General features: G+C 60.7%; 21 protein-coding genes. 9 read left to right on the top strand and 12 right to left on the bottom strand.

Annotated elements, in window-relative coordinates; translation table 11 throughout:
* Window positions 1–25 precede the first annotated feature (25 nt).
* On the bottom strand, window positions 26–466 hold the full coding sequence (locus tag IU367_RS17090; protein WP_043135146.1) for a DUF1842 domain-containing protein: 441 nt from the start codon (window positions 464–466) through the stop codon (window positions 26–28).
* 312 nt (window positions 467–778) lie between these two features.
* Between IU367_RS17090 and IU367_RS17085 the strand changes: the two genes are divergently transcribed.
* The 3 genes from IU367_RS17085 (at window position 779) to IU367_RS17075 (ending at window position 3,082) form a co-directional block, all read left to right on the top strand.
* Window positions 779–1,768 (top strand): luciferase-like monooxygenase, encoded by a 990-nt coding sequence (locus tag IU367_RS17085; RefSeq protein WP_274452537.1) that lies wholly within the window; start codon window positions 779–781, stop codon window positions 1,766–1,768.
* Between the two features lie 193 nt (window positions 1,769–1,961).
* On the top strand, window positions 1,962–2,462 hold the full coding sequence (locus IU367_RS17080; protein ID WP_043135144.1) for a 2TM domain-containing protein: 501 nt from the start codon (window positions 1,962–1,964) through the stop codon (window positions 2,460–2,462).
* A gap of 110 nt (window positions 2,463–2,572) precedes the next feature.
* Window positions 2,573–3,082, top strand: a complete 510-nt coding sequence (locus IU367_RS17075) for a DUF6622 family protein (RefSeq protein WP_274452536.1) — start codon at window positions 2,573–2,575, stop codon at window positions 3,080–3,082.
* Between the two features lie 163 nt (window positions 3,083–3,245).
* Here IU367_RS17075 and IU367_RS17070 read toward each other — a convergent pair whose 3' ends face one another.
* The 6 genes from IU367_RS17070 to lptD are packed head-to-tail and all read right to left on the bottom strand — an operon-like array spanning window position 3,246 to window position 10,014.
* A complete protein-coding gene (locus IU367_RS17070; protein ID WP_274452535.1) occupies window positions 3,246–4,067 on the bottom strand; it encodes a symmetrical bis(5'-nucleosyl)-tetraphosphatase in 822 nt (273 codons plus the stop codon).
* A 6-nt stretch (window positions 4,068–4,073) separates the two neighbouring features.
* Window positions 4,074–4,436 carry a Co2+/Mg2+ efflux protein ApaG gene (apaG, locus tag IU367_RS17065; RefSeq protein ID WP_043135142.1) on the bottom strand — a complete coding sequence of 121 codons (363 nt, stop codon included), beginning with the start codon at window positions 4,434–4,436 and terminating at the stop codon, window positions 4,074–4,076.
* A gap of 4 nt (window positions 4,437–4,440) precedes the next feature.
* The gene (gene rsmA / locus IU367_RS17060; protein WP_011899041.1) at window positions 4,441–5,268 is read right to left on the bottom strand and encodes a 16S rRNA (adenine(1518)-N(6)/adenine(1519)-N(6))-dimethyltransferase RsmA; all 828 of its coding nucleotides are present in this window, start codon (window positions 5,266–5,268) and stop codon (window positions 4,441–4,443) included.
* Window positions 5,258–6,253, bottom strand: coding sequence for a 4-hydroxythreonine-4-phosphate dehydrogenase PdxA (pdxA, locus tag IU367_RS17055; RefSeq protein WP_274452534.1), 996 nt, complete (start codon window positions 6,251–6,253; stop codon window positions 5,258–5,260). Before pdxA ends, rsmA begins: the two co-directional genes overlap by 11 nt.
* Window positions 6,253–7,551, bottom strand: a complete 1,299-nt coding sequence (gene surA, locus IU367_RS17050; protein ID WP_274452533.1) for a peptidylprolyl isomerase SurA — start codon at window positions 7,549–7,551, stop codon at window positions 6,253–6,255. The genes pdxA and surA overlap by 1 nt, the downstream gene beginning before the upstream one ends.
* Window positions 7,552–7,581: 30 nt before the next feature.
* Complete coding sequence (gene lptD, locus IU367_RS17045) at window positions 7,582–10,014, bottom strand: LPS assembly protein LptD (protein WP_274452532.1); 2,433 nt, start codon at window positions 10,012–10,014, stop codon at window positions 7,582–7,584.
* 174 nt (window positions 10,015–10,188) lie between these two features.
* On the opposite strand from lptD, the gene IU367_RS17040 reads away from it, so the two are divergent.
* Genes IU367_RS17040 through djlA form a run of 3 tightly spaced genes read left to right on the top strand, consistent with a single transcriptional unit; the run spans window position 10,189 to window position 12,723 of the window.
* The gene (locus IU367_RS17040) at window positions 10,189–11,202 is read left to right on the top strand and encodes an aminoglycoside phosphotransferase family protein (RefSeq protein ID WP_274452531.1); all 1,014 of its coding nucleotides are present in this window, start codon (window positions 10,189–10,191) and stop codon (window positions 11,200–11,202) included.
* A complete protein-coding gene (gene murU, locus IU367_RS17035; RefSeq protein WP_274452530.1) occupies window positions 11,199–11,867 on the top strand; it encodes an N-acetylmuramate alpha-1-phosphate uridylyltransferase MurU in 669 nt (222 codons plus the stop codon). The genes IU367_RS17040 and murU overlap by 4 nt, the downstream gene beginning before the upstream one ends.
* 19 nt (window positions 11,868–11,886) lie before the next feature.
* Window positions 11,887–12,723 carry a co-chaperone DjlA gene (gene djlA / locus IU367_RS17030; protein WP_274452529.1) on the top strand — a complete coding sequence of 279 codons (837 nt, stop codon included), beginning with the start codon at window positions 11,887–11,889 and terminating at the stop codon, window positions 12,721–12,723.
* Window positions 12,724–12,791: 68 nt separating this feature from the next.
* On the opposite strand, the gene IU367_RS17025 is transcribed toward djlA, so the two are convergent.
* From IU367_RS17025 to ettA, 3 genes are all read right to left on the bottom strand, one after another.
* Complete coding sequence (locus tag IU367_RS17025) at window positions 12,792–14,135, bottom strand: NCS2 family permease (RefSeq protein WP_043135131.1); 1,344 nt, start codon at window positions 14,133–14,135, stop codon at window positions 12,792–12,794.
* Window positions 14,136–14,398: 263 nt separating this feature from the next.
* Entirely contained in the window at window positions 14,399–14,734 is a 336-nt protein-coding gene (locus tag IU367_RS17020) for a hypothetical protein (RefSeq protein WP_043135129.1), read from the bottom strand.
* Between the two features lie 93 nt (window positions 14,735–14,827).
* On the bottom strand, window positions 14,828–16,495 hold the full coding sequence (gene ettA, locus IU367_RS17015; RefSeq protein ID WP_043135128.1) for an energy-dependent translational throttle protein EttA: 1,668 nt from the start codon (window positions 16,493–16,495) through the stop codon (window positions 14,828–14,830).
* Between the two features lie 243 nt (window positions 16,496–16,738).
* Here ettA and IU367_RS17010 point away from each other — a divergent pair, with 243 nt between their 5' ends.
* Both IU367_RS17010 and IU367_RS17005 read left to right on the top strand, forming a co-directional pair.
* Window positions 16,739–17,314: a Crp/Fnr family transcriptional regulator gene (locus IU367_RS17010; RefSeq protein ID WP_274452528.1), complete on the top strand. Its 576-nt coding sequence runs from the start codon at window positions 16,739–16,741 to the stop codon at window positions 17,312–17,314.
* Between the two features lie 57 nt (window positions 17,315–17,371).
* Entirely contained in the window at window positions 17,372–17,878 is a 507-nt protein-coding gene (locus IU367_RS17005; RefSeq protein ID WP_274452527.1) for a YgjV family protein, read from the top strand.
* Window positions 17,879–18,187: 309 nt separating this feature from the next.
* Here IU367_RS17005 and IU367_RS17000 read toward each other — a convergent pair whose 3' ends face one another.
* Window positions 18,188–19,024 (bottom strand): phosphorylase family protein, encoded by an 837-nt coding sequence (locus IU367_RS17000; protein ID WP_274452526.1) that lies wholly within the window; start codon window positions 19,022–19,024, stop codon window positions 18,188–18,190.
* A gap of 109 nt (window positions 19,025–19,133) precedes the next feature.
* The gene (locus IU367_RS16995) at window positions 19,134–19,988 is read right to left on the bottom strand and encodes a lytic transglycosylase domain-containing protein (protein WP_241325475.1); all 855 of its coding nucleotides are present in this window, start codon (window positions 19,986–19,988) and stop codon (window positions 19,134–19,136) included.
* Window positions 19,989–20,193: 205 nt separating this feature from the next.
* On the opposite strand from IU367_RS16995, the gene IU367_RS16990 reads away from it, so the two are divergent.
* Entirely contained in the window at window positions 20,194–20,526 is a 333-nt protein-coding gene (locus IU367_RS16990) for a hypothetical protein (RefSeq protein WP_274452525.1), read from the top strand.
* Window positions 20,527–20,575: the final 49 nt, after the last annotated feature.

The raw sequence follows: 20,575 nt of genomic DNA, 5'->3' as shown, positions 1-20,575 counted from the left end.
GCCCCTGGCGGGGCCGTCTTGGGGGTCACGCCAGTACGGCGGCGGGGACCAGGTTGACGGGGGCGTCTTTCACCTCGTGCCACACCTGGTGGCTGTCCTGGTACTTGTAGTTGGCAGTGCCTGACTTCCAGTCTTCGCTGAGCACCATGCGCAGCTCGAAGTTGGGCTGGATCACGGGGCCGATCCCGCCACCCTGCGGCCACTTGATGATGGGATAACCCTGGGCGGTTACCAGGATATGGCACAGCTTGGGCATGACACACATATAGGTGTACTGGCCCTTCAGTTCGGAGGCCATGTCCAGCGGTGGATTGGTTGCCTGGGTCAGGTGAGCGACGCCGTTCACCGTCTCCCCCGGGGTATAGACGGCCAGGTTCAGGTGCAGCAGTTGTGCCCCCGGCATGGCTTTACCAATCTCGAAAGAGGCGAGGAAGAGGCCGGTCTTGGTGTCTGTGATTGCATTCATGCCTGTATTCTCCTGCAAGAAGAGGGTGGGTGTAGCTCACAACCAGACGACGAGCCACAGCATGCTAGCGCCTGCGGCCGGAGAGGGTAACTGTGTAACTTGTCAGTTGACGCCCCACCGGGGCTGGCATAGCGCCATCCCACCTGATGCCAGGGCAGGATAAATCAGGCGTGCGGCCTGTGTGACGCTTTCGGTTGTCGGCCTGTCAGAGATTGGGAGGGGGCAATTCGCCGGCCCGATGCGTGATTCATTCAGGTATCTCGTGCTACATTGCCCTCCTTGTTACTGGTCTGTGAATCAATGGAGTGACCCATGTCTGCCATCCCCTATTCCGTGCTCGATCTGGTGCCCGTCCCCGAAGGATCCCAGCCGGCCGAGTCGTTCCGTCGTTCGCGCGAGTTGGCGCAACATGCCGAGCGCTGGGGCTACCTGCGTTATTGGCTGGCCGAACACCACAACATGCCGGGCATCGCCAGCGCCGCCACCTCTGTGCTGATCGGCCACCTGGCGGGTGCCACCAACACCCTGCGGATCGGTGCCGGCGGCATCATGCTGCCGAACCATTCGCCGCTGGTGATCGCCGAGCAATTCGGCACCCTGGCCTCGCTCTACCCTGATCGCATCGATCTGGGGCTGGGCCGGGCACCCGGCACAGATCAGCGCACCATGCAGGCGCTGCGGCGCCAGCGCAGCGGCGAGGTGGACGAGTTCCCGGCGGATGTGCGCGAACTGATGAGCTACTTTGGGGACGAGGCGGGAGCGGTACAGGCGGTGCCGGGTCAGGGACTGCACCTGCCCATCTGGCTGCTGGGCTCCAGCCTCTACAGCGCCCAGCTGGCGGCGGCCATGGGGCTGCCATTCGGCTTTGCCTCCCACTTCGCCCCCGCCCTGTTGTTGCAGGCGCTGGAGATCTACCGTACCCAGTACCGCCCTTCGGCGCGCTGGCCCAAGCCCTATGCCGTGGTCTGCATCAACATGATCGCCGCCGACAGCGAGCGGGAAGCCCGCTTCCAGTTCACCACTGTGCAGCAGCAGTTCCTGCGTCTCTACCGCGGTGACGCGGGCAAGCTGCCCGCGCCCGTGATCGAGCTGGGGGAAGAGTGGTCACCCCGCGAACTGATGGCGATGGAGCAGACCCTGGCCCGCTCCCTGGTCGGCGATCCGGAGCGGGTGCGTCACGGCCTCAAGGCGCTGCTGGCCGAGACCCGGGCCGATGAGCTGATGTTCAACGGCCCCATCGTCGATCACCAGGCCCGTCTGCGCTCGTTCGAGATTGCGGCCGAGCTGATGAATAGCCTGTAAGCTGGCAGGCAGGGCTTGTCACTGTGGCGGGTCGAGCCAGGTGCTTGGCCCGCCGATTGACAACAGTGCTCATAAAATTTTTTTTAACGTATTGATTTTAAAGGATAGTCAGGTTGATGTCGGGCATCTGTCGTGTCACCGCCCTCCACTCAGGCCCTATGCTGGCCCTGTCAATCACCACAAGGAGCTCATGATGATCGTCAGGAAGTTGAGATTGCAGCGGGGTTGGTCCCAGGATCAATTGGCGACCCTGACTGGCCTGAGCGTTCGCACCATACAGCGGATCGAACAGGGTCAGCAGCCCGGACTGGAGTCTCTCAAGGCCCTGGCCTCCGTCTTTGAACTTGATGTGGCTCAGTTAGACGGGACGCAACAACAGGAGCGCGAGATGAGAGGGAATGAAACCATGGGTCAGGATGCGGTACAGGTGTCGGCTGAGGAGCGGGCGGCCATGCGTTATGTGGAGGGGCTCAAGGGCTTCTACTACCACATCGCCAGCTATGTGCTGGTAATTTGCGGGCTGTTTGTCATCAACTACCTCAGCAATCCGGATTATATCTGGGCCTGGTGGCCGGCGCTGGGTTGGGGATTGGGGTTGATCTCCCATGCCATCAATCTGTTCCAGCCCTTCAAGTTGTTCGGGCCCGAGTGGGAACGGCGTCAGATAGAGAAACGGCTGGGACGCAAGTTGTAATATCTTCCACTGCGAGTTAAACGTGGTTTTAAATTTATTTTATGAATAGTTAATTAAATGGTTTATGACAAGTACAGTTAGATTTCTCCATTGGTTACAAAGGAGGGGACATGTTTTTTGTAAACATCATTGTTGGCACTCCGATATGGGTCTGGATCTTATTTGCCGTCTTGATAGTAAATGGGATCAGTGCATTAAATGATAGAGAGATGGAGATTCAACATTTGTTCGTTATGCCATTGTTTTTTCTCTTATGGGGAGGAATCAGTGTGAGCTATGACCTGGCCTTCTCGTTCTGGGGGTTAGTAGCCATGGTGGTGGGGTTAGTGCTCGGTTGTGGATGTGGTTGGTGTATCTTGAGTCGTGGTCCACAGTTAAAAAGTAAAGAGGGAAGTGATCTGATTATCTGGCCTGGTACTTCATGGGTTATTATATTTGTGATGATTGCTTTTATTACAAAGTACACGTTGAATGCTTTTCTTAATGTAGATCCAGAATTGAGGGGGTCATTATCTTTCAATCTTTTATTTGGCTTTTTAAGTGGGCTGATTAGTGGTGTGCTCTGGGGCAGAACGTTGAATTTATATTTCATTTTTAAACAAGAAAAACAATGTTGTTAATTGTGTGATTTTCAACAGACATACGTCATATATTAATTTATATATCGTGACTTATATGTTTTAAATACGTTTAAATTGGTGGGGGATGAATAGCTCTTTATATCTGAAGTAGAAAGCCCGACATCGCGTCGGGCTTATTACTACAAGTATTCACTGAGCAAGCTTATTTAGCGTGAGTGGGGCAGGGTGTCACTATCAGGGCATCGTCTTCATAACGCCACAGGGTGAGACTGTTGCCCCAGACGCAGCCGGTATCCAGCGCCTTGATATCCTGCTTGCCGGTGTTGCCCATCAGGGCCGCCCAGTGGCCGAACACCAGTATGGGGTCATCCACGTGGTGTTCACGCTGCTCGAACCAGGGGCGCAGGCCGGGTGTGGACTCCGTGGGGCCCTTCTTGCACTTGAACTCGAGCCGGCCGTCGAAATAGCAGAAGCGCATGCGGGTGAAGGTGTTGATGATGTAGCGGTAACGCTCGATACCGGCCAGATCCTCACTCCAGCCATCGGGCAGATCGCCATACATGTTGTGCAGCAGCCAGCTGTACTGATCGCCGCGCAGCAGACTCTCCACTTCACGGGCACAGTTGCGCGCCGTGCGGGCGTCCCAGGCGGGGGAGATGCCGGCATGCACCATCATGATGGGCAGGTCAGGGTGCTCCGCCAGCAGGGGGCGATGACGCAGCCACTCCAGCAGTTCGTCCCGATCCGGGGCCTCCATCAGGGCTTGCAGCTTGTCTTTCTTCTTGAGCGGCGCGACACCATCGGCCACCGCCAGCAGGTGCAGGTCGTGGTTGCCGAGCACTGTGACGGCGCGGCTTCCCAGTGACTTGACGAAGCGCAGGGTATTGAGGGAGTCCGGGCCGCGGGCGACCAGGTCACCGCAGAGCCAGAGCACATCGTTGCCGGGATCGAACTCGGCCAGATCCAGCAGACGGCGCAAGTCGTCATAACAGCCCTGGATATCGCCAACAAAACAGTTCGCCATGAAACCTCAGTTAATAATGTGGGGGACGGCCAGCGTAAAAGGCGCTATGGGCGCCTCGAACTGCTGTCCCGACGCATCTTGCAGGGTGTAGCTCCCTTCCATCACCCCCAGCGGGGTGGCGAGTGGCACGCCGCTCTGATAGCGAAAGGTCTCCCCTTCCGCAATCAGGGGCTGCTCCCCGACGACGCCGGGGCCCTCGACTTCCAGCATCTTGCCATTGGCATCCGTGATGAGCCAGCGCCGGTGCAGCAGCTGCGCCGGGCCGGGCCCCAGATTCTCAATCTCGATCAGATAGTGGAACTGGTAAGGGTCTTGGGTATCCGCCACATAACTGGGGTATGGGCGGATCACTATGTGCGGGTGTGCCACGGGATCAGGCCTGTTGCTGATCCGCCAGCCAGTTGGCGATCATGACGAACTGCTCCAGGGAGAGATTCTCCGGGCGCAGGTTGCCATCGATGCCAAGCTCGGTCAGCTGGGCGTCCGTGATGAAGTTGGCGAAGCTGTTGCGGATGGTCTTGCGGCGCTGGCCAAAGCCTTCGGTACAGACGCGGCTCAGGCAGCGGATGTCTTTGGCGACGATTGTCGGGTTCTTGTGCGGCACCAGACGGACCACGGCAGAATCCACTTTCGGTGCCGGTTTGAAGGCGCCGGGACCCACTTCCAGTACCGGGATCACCTGGCAGTAGTACTGCACCATGACGCTCAGGCGGCCATAGGCCTTGCTGCCCGGACCGGCGGACATCCGCAGGACCACTTCCTTTTGCAGCATGAAGTGCATGTCTTCTACCCGGTCGGCGAAATCGCACAGGTGGAAGATGAGCGGGGTGGAGATGTTGTAGGGCAGGTTGCCGAAGATGCGCAGCGGCCCCTTGCCTTCCCCCATCAGGGTGCCGAAGTCGAAGCGCATGGCGTCGGCCTCGATCACGGTCAGCTTGTCCTTGAGGGTCGGATGCTCACGCAGGCGCGCGGCCAGATCCCGGTCAAGCTCGACCACTGTCATCTTGTCCATCTGGGAGGCGACCGGTTCGGTCAGCGCGGCCAGACCCGGACCTATCTCCACCAGGTTCTGACCCGGCTGCGGATTGATGGCGGCCACTATCTGATCGATCACATAGCGGTCGTGCAAGAAGTTCTGACCGAAACGCTTACGGGCCGTGTGGCCCATGTGCACCTTGTTGCTCTGCACCTTACTGCTCATATCTTTTTTTCTCTACCATCTTGATGGCGTGGTTAATCGCGGTGATCAGACTGCCCGGATCCGCCAGGCCCTTGCCTGCCAGATCCAGCGCAGTGCCGTGATCCACCGAAGTGCGGATGAAAGGAAGTCCAAGGGTGATATTGACCGAACTGCCGAAGCCCTTGTATTTGAGTACGGGCAGTCCCTGGTCGTGGTACATGGCGAGTACCGCATCCGCATCCTTGAGGTATTTGTCCTGGAACAGGGTATCGGCCGGCAGCGGGCCGACCAGATCTATCCCCTCCTGGCGCAAGCCGGCCAGGGCGGGTTCGATCACGTCAATCTCTTCACGGCCGAGATGGCCCCCTTCCCCGGCATGGGGATTGAGGCCGCAGACGTAAATTCGGGGCTTGGCGATGCCAAACTTGGTTTTGAGATCCGCATCCAGGATGCGGATCACCTTACCGAGCCTATCTTCGGTGATCGCCATCGCCACGTAGGCCAGCGGGATGTGAGTGGTCGCCAGCGCCACCCGCAAGCCTTCCGTCGCCAGCAGCATCACCACATCGGCGGTGCCTGACTGCTGGGCGAAGAACTCGGTGTGGCCGCTGAACGAGACACCCGCCTGGTTGATGATCCCCTTGTGCACCGGGCCGGTCACCACGGCGGCGAACTCGCCGCTGAGGTTGCCGTCGCAGGCGCGCTGCAGGGTCGCCAGCACATAGGCACCATTGCCTTCATCGAGTTCACCCGGCACCACGGGGGCGCCCAGGGTGATCGGACAGAGGGTCAGGGTACCCGCCCGCTGCGGCTGGGCAGGGGCCTTGGCGTCATAGGGTTCCAGCTCGATGGGCAGCCCCAGCAGGGCGGCCCGTTCGAGCATCAGGGCGGGATCGGCGATCACCACCAGCTGGTGGGGCCAATCCTGCTGGGCTATCTGCAGCACCAGATCCGGGCCTATCCCGGCCGGTTCACCCGGCGTGACGGCGAGACGACGACAGCTCATCAGCTGCCGGCGCCTTCGATCTGGATGTAGGCCTCGTCACGCAGCTCGTCCAGCCAGGCCTGGGACTCTTCGGTGAAGCGACGGTTGAAGATCAGCTGATAGGCGCGCTGTTCCTGGGCCTTGTTGGTGGCATCCTGGCTGCGACGCTCTTCCAGCTGGACAATGTGCCAGCCGTGGGTCGTGCGGAAGGGGGCGCTCAGCTCACCCGGCTTGAGGCGGTTGACCATGTCGCGGAATTCCGGCACGTAGACGTTGGGATCAGACCAGCCCAGTTCGCCGCCCTGCACCGCAGAGCCCGGATCTTCGGAATACTTCTCTGCCAGACTGGCGAAGCTGGCCTTGCCGCTCTTGATGTCGTGCAGTATGCCGTCCAGCATGCCCTTGGCCTTCTCTTCACTCAGGATGATGGAGGGCTTGATCAGGATGTGGCGGGCGCGCACTTCGGTCTGTACGACCTGCTGCTGGCCCTTGGCATCGAACACCTTGATGATGTGCAGACCGGCGCCCGAGCGCAGCGGACCCACTATGTCACCCTTCTTGGCACCCTGTACCGCTTCGGCCATCAGGGTCGGCATCTCTTGCGGGCTCATCCAGCCCCAGTCACCCCCTTCCAGCGCCTTGGGACCGTTGCTCTCGGCAATGGCCAGCTTGCGGAAATCGGCCCCCTGCTTGAGGGCGGCCAGGATGCGCTCAATCTTGCTCTTGGCGGTGTTGAGCTGCTCGGCGCTCGGGTTGTCCGGCAGGGCAATCTGGATATGGCCGACATGGTACTGCTGTTGCTGCTGGCCCTGCTTGGCGAGTATGTCCACCACCTGCTTGACCTCCTGCTCGGAGATGTTGATGCGGCGGCGCACCTGGTTGCGGCGCACCTCGTTCATCAGTATCTCGCGGCGCACCTCTTCCCGGTACTGGGCATAGGTCAGCCCTTCGCGGGCCAGTTGGGCACGCAGTTGCTCCACCGTCATCTTGTTGTCGGCGGCTATGCTCTGGATGGCCTGCTCCAGCTGGGTGTCGCTGATCTTGAGGCCCTGACGATCCGCCAGTTGCAGTTGCAGGCTCTCCTGGATCAGGCGATCCAGCGCCTGCTTGCGCAGGGTGGCATCGTCAGGCAGGGACTGACCGCTCTCCTGGGCCGAGCTTTTGACTTTCTGTACCAGGGCTTCCTGCTGGCTGGCCAGCACCACGTCCTTGTTGACCACGGCAAGCACCTTGTCCATCAGCTCGGGGGCGGCGAAGGCACCCTGACTCATGGCTCCGAACAGGCCTGCAGTCAGCAGGGAAATCAACGTCTTCTTCATATCCATCTCTCAAGGCGTTTGCCAGACCGGTTACTGGTCTCGCAGGTTAAACGGACGAATGTAAGGCAGTGCTTCGGTATCCAGGGAGGTGCCCTTGGAGCCGGTACCCACGCTACCCAATCCTTTCATTTCAAACTGAATGCCCAGGCTGCGCTCCGAGGTCGGACGCATGGTCACGTTATCCGGGGTGTTGACCCACTCCAGGTTGAAGTTGATGCTCCAGCAACAGGAGTCATATTTCAGACCCACCTTGCGATCCACCTTCACCCCCTGATCGAGGTCCTGATAGTAGCCACCGTAGAGGTGCCACTGATCATTGAGCGGCGTGGTCAACAGCATGCCGACCTGGTTGAGGTCAGCGACCTGGTTGGTGTTGGACAGGTCGTAGTTGGCATCGCGTACGAAGCGGTAGTTCAGCTGGCTGATCAGCTTCTCGCGGCGATACTCGATGGCGCTGTTGGCCGAGCTGATCTCGCTCTGATCCATATCATATTGCGCACCAGCATGGGCAAACCACTGTTCATTGATCTTGGCATCCCCCTCAAACGACAGCGGAGAGCGGGTGTTGGTGGCCAAGGATTCGCTGGGGTAGAGCTTGACCCTGGGCGCAACAAAATCGAAAGCTTGGGCAACGGCCAGCCGAATTCGTTCATCGCCAGCCGCATCATAGACCCGGGTGGTGACACCGAGCGAGACGCGATTTGAGTCGCTGATGCGGTCCAGACCGGCATAACGGCGATCGCTGAACAGGCTGTAGTAGTCCTGACGCATGTTGGTGGAGTCATAGACGCCTATGTTGTCCTGATCCTTGTAGGGCACATAGAGGTACTGGAACTCGGGCTCCAGGGTCTGGTTGGCATCGTCACCAAACCAGTTCTGGTTGCGCTCGAAGGTCATGCCGCCCTTGAGGCGGAAGGAGGGCAGGGTCCGGGTGATGATCCCTTCCTCCAGGGTGACTCCGTTGCCGTTTTCAGGAGTAAAGCGGCTGACAAAGGTCTGGCTCATATTGTCCGGCACTTCCTGATCGTAACGGGTGTACATCAGCTTGTACTGGCTGTCGAGGTAATAGCCCGCCTCGTCGATCAGCGGCATGGTCAGGGTCGGGGCCGTGTAGACCCGGGTACCAGTGTAGGCGCTGCCCTGGTTCTGCTCTATGGCTTGGGCATTGTTGTAACCGAACTTGGTGATCTCGGTGTTCCAGGCCAGATCGTACCAGCTGCCTTGCTGATAGTAGTTGTGGTCGATGCGCGGCATCAGCTCGTGGGGCTGCTGGGCACTGGCCAGCAGTATCTGGTAGGTCCGCACCTCGGTATTGATGTTCCAGTTGGGCTGGAAGTAGCCGGCCATCAGGGATTGCTGCAACTGGTTCTCGACCTGGGTACCCACCTTGGGGGAGAAGTCGTTGTAGTAGTTGTAATCTCGATCCCGCACCTTGGTGTAGTCGACCGAGACCCGCATGGCGTTGTCGGCAAACAGCGAGGTGTGGCGGGCGTTGAGCAGGTAGCGATGACCGTCATCCAGGCCGGTGAAGCTGGGGTCGGTCGGATCATACTGCTTGTCGTTTGCCAGGTTCTCGAAATAGAGACTGCCGACGTGGGCTGGATCCGGCATGTAGCGGAACTCGACCTGCTCCATCAGGCCCCGTTTGTCCATGAAACGGGAGGTGATGGTAGCGTCGTAGTTGGGCGCTATATTCCAGTAAAACGGCTGGGTGATGTCCATGCCGTTGCGGGAACTCTGGGTATAACCCGGGTAGAGCAGACCCGTCTTGCGCTCATCCTTGATGGGGAAGTTGATATAGGGGAAGTAGAAGACCGGATAGTCATAGAGCCAGAGGCTGGCGTTCCAGGCTTCCCCGAACACCTCTGTCTGGTCTATGTCTATGCTGCCCGCTTTGAGGGTCCACACTTCCTGGCCCGGCGGGCAGGTGGTGTACTGGGCCCCTTCCAGGGTGATGTTCTGGTTGTTGTTGGTCATGGTGACCCGGTCGGCGGAGCCGCGCACCGGCGAACCATGCACCTGATACTTGCCCTCTTCCAGCTCGGAATTCTTGGTATCCAGGTTGGATTTCAGGGTCTTGTCACTGGTGACAGTGATCTGGCCATCGTTGTAATAGATGTTGCCGATGGCGATGACATCCCGGCTCTTCTGGTCGAGCTCGGCATAATCTGAGTCAAATTTGCGCACACCCTGGCGAACCTTGACGTCGCCCTGATAGACGGCGGTGCCGCCCTGCTTGGCCTCGAGCCGATCCGCATCCACTTCGACGGGTTGGGCGTTGGCATCCTTGTCCGGGGCCAGCCGCTCTATCTTGGGAACATAGTCATAGCAGAGCCCGTCCAGGATCCCGGTGGCGGGCGGCGGCGTCAGCGGTGCCGCCTGCACCATGGCAGGGGTCAGGGCTGGAACAAGGCTGATGGTCAGGGCGATGGGATAAGCGTACCCCAGTGTCCATTTTGTCATGTGAAAGACTCGCGCAATCCGTGGTAGCTACGGCTGATTCAAGACATGCATTTTACGACAGGATTCATCGAGTTGACATTGCATGTCATTGCTTTATGTTAGCCGGCAATGATAAAGCATTATTGCGGCCAGGGCTAACAGCCAAGTGCTGCTTTCCAATTTGGTCCCCGACTTATGTACGATCGCGATTCCCTGCTATTGCAATGGGCGCGCCGGATCTCCGGTGATGCCAACCTTCAGTTGACCCTGATTTCCGGTGACGCCAGTTTTCGCCGCTACCACCGTGGCGCCGGCCTGGTGTGGGTGGACGCCAATCCGAAAACTGAAAAAAATCATGAGTTTGTTCGTAATGCAGCCGCCCTGCATGCCATGGGGTTGCTGGCGCCCGAGGTCAGGGCTGTGGATTATGAGCAGGGCCTGCTGGCGGTGACGGATCTGGGGGATACCCAGCTTATCGGCTGTCTGGACGCGCACAACGTGCAGGCCTGGTATGGCAAGGCCATCGCCCTGCTGCCCCGGCTGGGGGCTGTGGATCTGGTGCTGGACCCCTTCGACGCAGCCTTCATGGCCCGTGAAAACAGCATATTCCCCGAGTGGTTGCTGGGTCATCACCTGCAATTGCAGCTCAGCGAGGCCGAGCAACGGCTGCTGGATGACACCTTCGCCTGCCTCACCGCCAACAACCTGGCCCAGCCGCAGGGGGTGATGCACCGGGATTTTCACAGCCGCAACCTGATGGTGTGTGGTGGCGACAGGCCCGAGACCAGCACCCTGGCCATCATCGATTTTCAGGACATGGTCATCGGGCCTCTTAGCTATGATCTGGTCTCCCTGCTCAAGGATTGCTACGTGCGCTGGCCGGATGCGGTGATCGAGCAGGGCATGCGGCAGGGCTTCGATACCCTGCAGCAGGCGGGACTGCTTGGCGAACTCGACTATGCCAGTTTCCGTCGTCATGCAGACCTGACCGGCATGCAGCGTCACCTCAAGGCGGCGGGCATCTTCACCCGCCTCTCCCATCGCGACGGCAAATCCGGTTACCTCAAGGACATTCCCCGCACCCTGGGTTATGTGGTGGACACGTGCCACCAGCATGGCGCCACCTACCCCGTGCTGGCCCGTTTCGGCCTGTGGCTGGAGCAGGTGGCGCTGCCCGGGATCAACCACACAGCGCAGGTGACACCATGAAGGTGATGATCCTGGCCGCCGGTCGCGGTGAGCGCATGCGCCCGCTCACCGACAGCCTGCCCAAGCCGCTGCTGGCGGTGGGGGGCAAGCCGCTCATAGTGCACCATATCGAGAAGCTCGCGGCGGCCGGGGTGACCACACTTGTCATCAACCACGCCTGGCTCGGCCACAAGCTGGTGGAAGCGCTCGGTGATGGCAGTGCGTTCGGGGTGCAAATTCAGTGGTCGGCAGAGGCGAGTGCGCTGGAGACCGCCGGTGGCATAGTGCAGGCATTGCCCCTGCTCGGCCCTGCGCCTTTTCTGGTGATCAACGGCGATACCTGGCTCGACCTGGACTATCGCACCCTGGTGACCCAGCCACTGGGGGAGGATCTGGCCCACCTCTGGTTGGTGCCCAATCCGCCCCAGCATCCAGGCGGGGATTTCTCTCTTAACGCGGGTCGGGTACAGGATGCGCCGGCCTTCACCTTCAGCGGAGTCGGGCTCTATGACCCCGCCGCTTTTGCCGACTTGTCGCCGGGTGCGCGCAAGCTGGCCCCCCTGCTGCGCGACTGGATGGCGCAAGGCCGGGTCGGTGGCACCATGCTGGCCGGCGAATGGCGGGACATAGGCACTGTCTCGCGGCTGCGCGAGCTGGATGACCAGCTGCTGGGGCACTCTCATTAACATCACGAGGTCTTGAACCATGCGTATTTGGGGTAAGGTGCTTGGCGCCTTCTTCGGTTTTCTGCTCGGCAACATCTTTGGTGCCCTGCTTGGCCTCTGGATCGGCCATCGTTTCGATCGGGGCATGGGTATTCGGGGGGCGTTCCAGCGTGGCCCCAGTCAGCAACAGCAGGCGGTCTTCTTCCACGCCACCTTCGCCGTCATGGGCCATATCGCCAAGGCGAGCGGCCAGGTCACAGAGCAGGAGATCCGGGTCGCGTCCAACCTGATGGATCGGATGCGGCTGGTGGGCGATCAGCGGGCCCGCGCCCAGGAGTCGTTCCGGCTGGGCAAGGAGGCCGGGTTCCCGCTGCAGGAAACCCTGGCCGAATTCCGCCGTGCCAGCCTGGGGCAGCGCGACATTTTGCGCTTCTTCCTGGAGGTGCAGTTGCAGGCCGCCTTTGCCGATGGCAAGGTCGAGGCCAACGAGCGCGCCATACTGCACACCATCGCCGATGAGCTGGGTTTCAGCCGCATCGAGCTGGCTCGGATCCTGGCCATGGCCGAGGCGCAGATGAACTTCTTCAACCGGGCTCACGGCGGCCAGTATCAGGACGGTGGGCACGGCGGGCAGCAGTACCGGCAGGAGGCGCCCTCCAAGGATCGCCTCAAGGATGCCTACCAGCTGCTTGGAGTGAGCGAGAGCGACAGCGATCAGGAGATCAAGCGCGCCTACCGCAAGGAGATGAGCAAGCATCACCCGGACAAGCTGGCCGCCAAGGGGCTGCCGCCCGAGATGATGGAGATGGCCAAGGAGAAGACCCAGGAGATACAGCAGGCCTGGGAGTGGATCCGCGAGGCGCGCGGTATCCGCTGAGTGCCGTTATCTGTCAGCCATAAAAAATGCCCGTCGATGACGGGCATTTTTGTGTGCGAAAGTCAGGCTTAGTGGCTGTCGACCCAGACGAACTTGAGCACGAACAGCAGGGCCACCACCAGCACGCAGGGGTTGATCTCGCGCCAGCGGCCTGTGCCCGCCTTCATCACGCAGTAGGAGATGAAGCCCACGGCGATCCCCTCGGTGATGGAGAAGCTGAACGGCATCATGACGGCGGTCATGAAGGCCGGTACCGCTTCGGTCAGGTCTTCCCACTTCACCCGGGTCAGCTCGGAGCACATCAGCACGCCCACATAGATGAGGGCTCCTGCAGCAGCGTAAGCCGGCACCATGGCGGCGACGGGGGAGAAGAAGATGGCCAGCAGGAACAGCACGCCGACCACTATGGCGGTCAGGCCGGTGCGTCCGCCGACGGCGACGCCTGAGCTGCTCTCGATAAAGGCGGTGACCGAGGAGGTGCCCATGAAGGCGCCGCCCACCGAGCTCACGCTGTCCACCAGCAGTGCCTGCTTCATGCGCGGGAAGTGGCCCTTGTCATCGGCCAGCTTGGCGCGGTTGGTGACGCCGATCAGGGTGCCTGATGAGTCAAACAGGTTGACCAGCATGAAGGAGAAGATGATCCCCGCCAGGCTGATGTCCAGCGACCCCATCAAGTCCAGCTGGCCGAATACCGGCGTTATGCTCGGCGGCATGGAGACGAAGCCCTTGAAGGTGACGTCGCCAAACAACCAGCCCAGGGTGGTGGTCACCACTATGGCGATCAGCACGGCGGAGTGAACGCCGCGGGCGGAGAAGATGCAGATCAGGAAGAAACCGAGCAGACCCAGCAGGCAGGGCAGGGAGGTGAGGTTGCCCACCGTCACCATAGTAGCGGGGCTCGCCACTACTATGCCGGCGTTGTGCAGGCCCAGCAGGGCGATCAACAGGCCGATGCCGGCCGTGATGCCGACCCGCAGGGTGAGCGGTATGTTGGCGATCAGCCAGTAGCGCACCCGCAGCAGGGTCAGGATCAACAGACCCAGGGCGCCCCAGAAGATGGTGCCCATGCCGACCTGCCAGGAGTACCCCATGCCGGCCACCACCACGAAGGCGAAGAAGGCGTTCAGCCCCATGGCGGGGGCCAGGGCGATGGGCAGATTGGCCAGCAGGCCCATCAGTATGCTGCCTATACCGGCGATCAGGCAGGTGGTGACGAACACCGCCTGGGTGTCCATGCCCGCATTGGAGAGGATCTGCGGGTTGACGAAGACGATGTAGACCATGGTCAGGAAGGTGGTGATGCCGGCGATGACCTCGGTGCGGGCCGTGGTGCCATGGCCTTGCAGGGCAAACAGACGCTCAAGCAATCCTTGCCCGGCGGCCTGTGTGGGGGCCTGGTGTGGTTGATTCATGTTGGATTCCAATAGGTGACGTGAAATAAGCAGCAGGGGAAAGGGCCATCCCATCCATGCGGGAGTGGTTGCCCTGTTTCTGGTGGTTAAGTGACCAGACTCGTCCTGATACCGTGACAGCGCGCACATTTTCACACAGGCGGCGCCGTTTACAAACCCCGGATCTGCGAAGCGGATCAATGAATAGAGCAAAAATTCAAACGTTTGCTATTTGAGCATGAAAAAAGGTTCTCGCTGGAGAACCTTTTTCGGGAAGAAGGGACTTAAAGTGTCTTGAAGTAACGCTCCACCAGCTGGGCCAGCACAGAGTCGAGTCTATCCTGCACCTCTCCCAGCTCCCGACCGACACGGCGCAGAAACAGGCTGGCCTGCTCCTCGGTCAGCTTGCGTCCCTCGATGAAGAACTCCTGCTCCGGCAACTGCTTGTCGTAGCGCGGGATCAGCACCCAGCTCACCAGGTCAGGATCGATGACAGAGAAAATCTTGGCGGCGGCGACACAGAAGGTCTCGATATGCTCCTTGCCATCCGGCCCCAGGCAGCCGGGCTCGACCCGGATCTGGATGGTGAGTTTCTTCTCTGTGGGGGTCTGGGTCGTCATCTTGCTACATCCATGCAAAGGCATCCGTCTTGGATTGTATGCCAAAAGGCAATAGAAAGGGGAGCCTGAGCTCCCCTTGTGACGCCGTCAACCTTATTTGGTGATGCGCTTGTACTTGGCGCGGTGAGGCTGGACTGCCTCGGCGCCGTAGGTCTTCTTCTTCCACTCTTCGTATTCGGTGAAGTTGCCTTCGAAGAAGGCAATATTGCCCTCGTCCTGGTAGTCCAGGATGTGAGTGGCGATACGGTCGAGGAACCAGCGATCGTGGGAGATGACCATGGCACAACCCGGGAACTCCAGCAGGGCGTTCTCGAGGGCGCGCAGGGTTTCGATGTCCAGATCGTTGGTCGGTTCATCCAGCAGCAGCACGTTGCCGCCGGTCTGCAGCAGCTTGGCCAGATGCAGACGGCCACGTTCACCACCGGACAGCTCGCCGACGCGTTTTTGCTGATCGGCGCCCTTGAAGTTGAAACGGCCGATATAGGCACGGCTCGGGAACTCGTAGGTACCGATGCGCAGTATGTCCTGGCCGTCGGCGACCTCTTCGAACACCGTCTTCTTGTCATTCATGCTGTCGCGGAACTGATCCACCGAGGCCAGCACCACGGTATCGCCCAGGGTGATGGTGCCGGAATCCGGCTGCTCCTGACCGGACATCATGCGGAACAGGGTGGATTTACCGGCCCCGTTAGGCCCTATGATACCGACGATGGCCCCCTTCGGAATGGCAAAGGAGAGATCGTCGATCAGCACGCGATCACCGTAGGATTTGCGCAGGTTGGCCACTTCCAGCACCTTGTCGCCGAGGCGGGGTCCGGGCGGAATGAACAGCTCGTTGGTCTCGTTGCGCTTCTGGTAGTCGTTGGTGTTGAGCTCTTCGAAGCGAGCCATACGGGCCTTGGACTTGGCCTGACGGCCTTTCGGGTTCTGACGAACCCATTCCAGCTCCTTCTCGATGGACTTGCGACGAGCGGCTTCGGAGCTGGCTTCCTGAGCCAGACGGGCATCTTTCTGCTCCAGCCAGGAGGAGTAGTTGCCTTCCCACGGGATACCTTCGCCGCGGTCCAGCTCCAGGATCCAGCCAGCCACGTTGTCGAGGAAGTAGCGGTCGTGGGTGATGGCCACGACTGTGCCTTCGTAGTCGTGCAGGAAGCGCTCCAGCCAGGCCACGGATTCCGCATCCAGGTGGTTGGTCGGTTCGTCCAGCAGCAGCATGTCCGGCTTTTCCAGCAGCAGGCGGCAGAGGGCCACGCGACGGCGTTCACCACCGGAGAGGTGCTGGATCTTGGCGTCCCAGGCCGGCAGACGCAGGGCATCGGCCGCGCGCTCCAGCTGGTTTTCCATGTTGTGGCCACCCTGGGCCTGGATGATGGCTTCCAGCTCGCCCTGTTCGCGGGCCAGCTTGTCAAAATCCGCATCCGGATCGGCGTAGGCCGCATAGACCTCGTCGAGACGGGCCATGGCGCGTTTGACCTCGCCGACCGCCTCTTCCACCGCTTCGCGGACTGTCTGCTCCGGATCCAGCTTCGGCTCCTGGGGCAGGTAGCCGATCTTGATGCCGGGCTGTGGACGGGCTTCCCCTTCGATCTCGGTATCTATGCCGGCCATGATGCGCAGCAGGGTGGACTTACCGGCACCGTTCAGACCCAGTACGCCTATCTTGGCGCCCGGGAAGAAGCTCAAGGAGATGTTCTTGAGGATATGACGCTTGGGCGGCACTACCTTGCCGACCCGGTTCATGGTGTAAATAAATTGAGCCATTGGCTAATTCTCTTCCTTTTCAGCAGGTTAATGTCTTGGCACTAACGGACTGATGTCGTGGTGGGGCCAGGTCGGCACGCCGCCAACCCGGTTCCAAAAAACCCGTCGATTGTAAACCAATGGACAGGGGTGGGCAAAGGTGGCGCCCGGTTGGCGCCCCCCCTTTGCCGAGGCTGTCACGTCTTGCTGCATCAGCCGCGCAATCTTGGCATCATGTGGGCTTCTTTTTGTCCCGGAGCCGTCATGACCGCATCCCCCCAGACGCCCTCACTGGCGGCCTTTCTCACCGCAATGGGATTGGACGCGGCTGTGAGTGATGCCCTGTGCCAGCGCTTGCCACGACTGACCCTGAGCGCCGGTCAAGTTTTGCTGGCGCAAGGGGCACGGCAGGAGGCGGCGTTTTATGTCGAACAGGGCATAGCCCGCGCCTGTCACTACACCCGGGACGGGCAGGAGCGTTGCAAGGAGTTCTATTTCGAAGAGGAACTCTGCCTGCTCTATGACAGCTGGCTGAGTGGCGCACCTGCTCGCTACCAGCTGGAATCACTCACGGCCCTGCAGGTGGTGCGGGTGCCGCTTGCCCTCTTGGATGAGCCGGCGTTTCAGGCGGTCTGCCTGGCCCTGCTGCGCCAGCAGCTGGGCTACAAGGAGCGCAAGGAGGCCTTTTTGCTGCTGCACTCCCCCGAGGAGCGCTACCGGGAGCTCTGCCACACCTTCCCCCACTGGCCGGCGCGGCTCACTCAGGTGCAGCTCGCCAACTACATCGGCATCAGCCCGGTCACCCTGTCGCGGATCCGCCGGCGCATTAACACCGGTTAATGCCGCCCCCTTGTCATCCCCTCATGCTGCGCCATTCAAAGGTGGTTGGAGGGATGGATGATGTCGCTGTTTTTGTGGTCGCAACTGGTGGTGAGCCTGGCCTTGCTGCTGGATCTATTGTCGTTTCAGCTGCGGGATCGCAGGGGGATCCTGGCTTGTCTGGCCCTCTCCTGCGCCCTCAATGCCTGCCATTTCGCGCTGCTGGGGCAGGGGGCGGCCGCCAGCCTCTTGCTGCTGGCCAGCGTGCGTTTTCTGGTCAGCATGCTGGCAACGAGCCGCGTCCTGATGTGGTTATTTATGGGGTTGGCCTGCGCCGCCGTGCTGGCGACCTATCAGGGGCCGCTGGCGCTGCTTGGCCTGTTGGGCAGCCTGCTGCAAACCCGGGCCGCCTTCTGCCAGGATGATCGCCTGCTGCGGCGCTGGATGCTGCTCGGCACCCTCTGCTGGTTGGCCAACAACCTGCTGGTGGGCTCACCGGTGGCGGCACTGATGGAGGGGCTCTTCATGGTCAGCAATCTGGTGGGTTACTACCGCCACCATGGGCGCAAGACGTGTGTTAGCTAGTCATATGCAGGTCCGTGTTGCTGGCTGGCCCAGTCAGGACCTTGATGGAAGTGCGGGATATTGCGGCTGGTTTGGGTTTGGCGGTGGATCTGGGTAGGCAAGGCAAAGAGGCCGCCATTGTGGCGGCCTCTTGGTGCTATCAGGCTTTGTTGAAGCCGTTGATGAGCGCCTTTGCGTAATCGATGACGAACTGCTGGCAGTGGATAGCCGTTCGGGGATCGAACTCCTTGCCATGGAGATCCGTATTGGAGATCACCAGAATGCCGACGACAAAAGCCGCCTTGTTGGCCCGGCTACCACTGTGGCGTATCAGGCTTTGTTGAAGCCGTTGATGAGCGCCTTTGCATAATCGATGACGAACTGCTGGCAGTGGATAGCAGTTTGGGGATCGAACTCCTCGTCATGGAGATCCGTGTTGGAGAGCACCCGGATCCCGACAAAGGGCACCTTGTAGGCCTCGGCCACCAGAGCGGCGGAGGAGGTCTCCATCTCTTCTGCTGCGGTGTTGTAGGTCTGGTGCAGCCAGTTGATGCGGGCCACCTGCCGGTTCCACTCGTCGGCGGTGCCTATGATGCCAGGGACCACGCGACCATGGCGATAGCGATCGGCCATGCCGAGGGCGCGGCCGACCAGCTCGGGGTCACCGGCAAACGAGCTGTGCTCCACCAGCTTGCCCTTGTCGCGCAGGCGCATGGTCACATCGAAGTTGTGCCATTTGCTCGGGTCGACCCCCTGCTCGGCCGGGGCAAGGTCGCTGCGATAGGCGCCCATGTTGAAGCTCCTGGTGCCTATGACGATATCGCCCCGGTGCAGCGCCGGATCATGGCCGCCCGCAGTGCCCTGGTTGATGATGAGGCGCGGCTGAAAACGCTCTATGGCGAGGGTGGCGGCAGCAGCGGCATTGGCCAGCCCCACCTCGGTGCGGGAGATGACCACAGGATAGCCAGAGATAGTGCCCTGCCAGTATGTCCAGGCCCCCACGGTCAGCTCCTTCTTGTCTTTCAGGGCGGCCACCAGGGTTTCTACTTCGACATCCATGGCCCCCTGGATCAGGATGGGGGCGGAGGCCGGGCTGGCCGCCGTGACGGCAGAGGAGAAGAGGGCAAACAGTGTGAGCAGACGCGAGCAGCGTTTGATGAAGTTCATGGGTTACCTGTTGGTCTTGCGAGGAAGCGCAGGATCCTACCGAAAGGCAAACGGTTGCGCAAACGCGGATGTGAATGTTGTCAATAAATGCCGCCGCTGGCGGCATATCTCAGGGTTGCTTGTGACCCGCGAAGTAGAGGACCCGCCGCACATATTGCTGGGTCTCCTGATAAGGGGGTATGCCCCCGTATTGCTCCACCGATTTCTCGCCGGCGTTGTAGGCCGCCGACATCAGGGTCCAGTTGCCGTCGAAGTGGGTATGCAGCCACTTGAGGTAGGCCACCCCACCCTTGATGTTCTGCTCGGGGTCGAAGGGGCGGGTGACGCCGAAGCGCTGCTGGGTCTCGGGGATGAGCTGCATCAGCCCCTGGGCGTTCTTGGGGGAGACGGCGCTGCTGTTGAGATTGGATTCGGCGATGGCGATGGCCAGCACCAGTCGCTCATCAATGCGGTGACGCTTGGCGGCACTGCGCAGCATGATGACCAGCTTCTGCTTGGCCGGGGACTGGCGGGCCAGATAGGCATCCAGGTTGAAGGGGGTACTGGGGATCTCGGCGAAGTAGCCGCCCCCCCCGCCGACCCCGGCGCCACACTGATCCCCCATGACGGCATTGCCGATGCGGGCGTTGTAGTAGCGAGTGGCCTGCTGGTTGCCAAGACGCATCGCCATGGCGAGGTAGGCGTTGGCCATCCTGGGGTTGCGCACCGAGCCCGGGCCTGTGGCGAGCAGACGGCCGATGCGGAAGTAACCTTCCGGATTGCCCGTCGTGGCGGCGGCGCAGTAGAAGTGGATGGCCTGGGTCAGGTTGCCCTGACTCTGTGCCACCTGGCCTTTTTTCAGTGCGCTGAGCGCCTTGGGCGCCTGTCTGAAATCCCTGCTTTGCGCCGCTGCCTGCACGGTACCGGCCAGCAACAGCGATAAAAAAAGCAGCAAAAACAGCCTGTTTTCGCTGAAGCTCGACATGGATTCTCTCCTGTTGGGGTACAGAAGATATAGGGGAACATGGCCCGTTCCGCCATTAATCCAGTGGATCCTGTTGTTATGGATCCACTCTTCCAGAGATCAAAACGGTATGGAACCAGTGTGAAATGCAGGCACGGCAGGAGCTGCGGCTGTGCCATCCAGGCGTTATGGGTAGAAAAAGAGAGTTGTTGCAGACACGACTCTAGTGGCTAGCATCGGCCCCATCGGCCCCATCGGCCCCATCGGCCCCATCGGCCCCATCGGCCCCATCGGCCCCATCGGCCCCATCGGCCCCATCGGCCCCATCGGCCCCATCGGCCCCATCGGCCCCATCGGCCCCATCGGCCCCATCGGCCCCATTAGCCCCATCGGTTCCGTTGGCGCCGTCAGTTCCATTGGTCCCGTCACTCCCGTTCTCACCCTCCATATTGCTGTCATTGGCAGCGGCATGGGTTGCGCAGTCCGTGCCTGCCGAGCAGGGGGATTGGGCCAGGGCTGGGACGACATGCAGGCCAGTGAGCAGTATCAGGAGGGATAACAGGGGGCGGATCTGGGTCATGGCTATTCCGGGCGGCACTGGCCGAGCA

It is taken from the genome of Aeromonas bestiarum, assembly GCF_028751155.1.
In the GTDB taxonomy this organism is placed as follows: domain Bacteria; phylum Pseudomonadota; class Gammaproteobacteria; order Enterobacterales; family Aeromonadaceae; genus Aeromonas; species Aeromonas bestiarum.
Note: the sequence above shows the minus strand (reverse complement) of the source record. Positions and strands in the feature narration are given on the sequence as shown.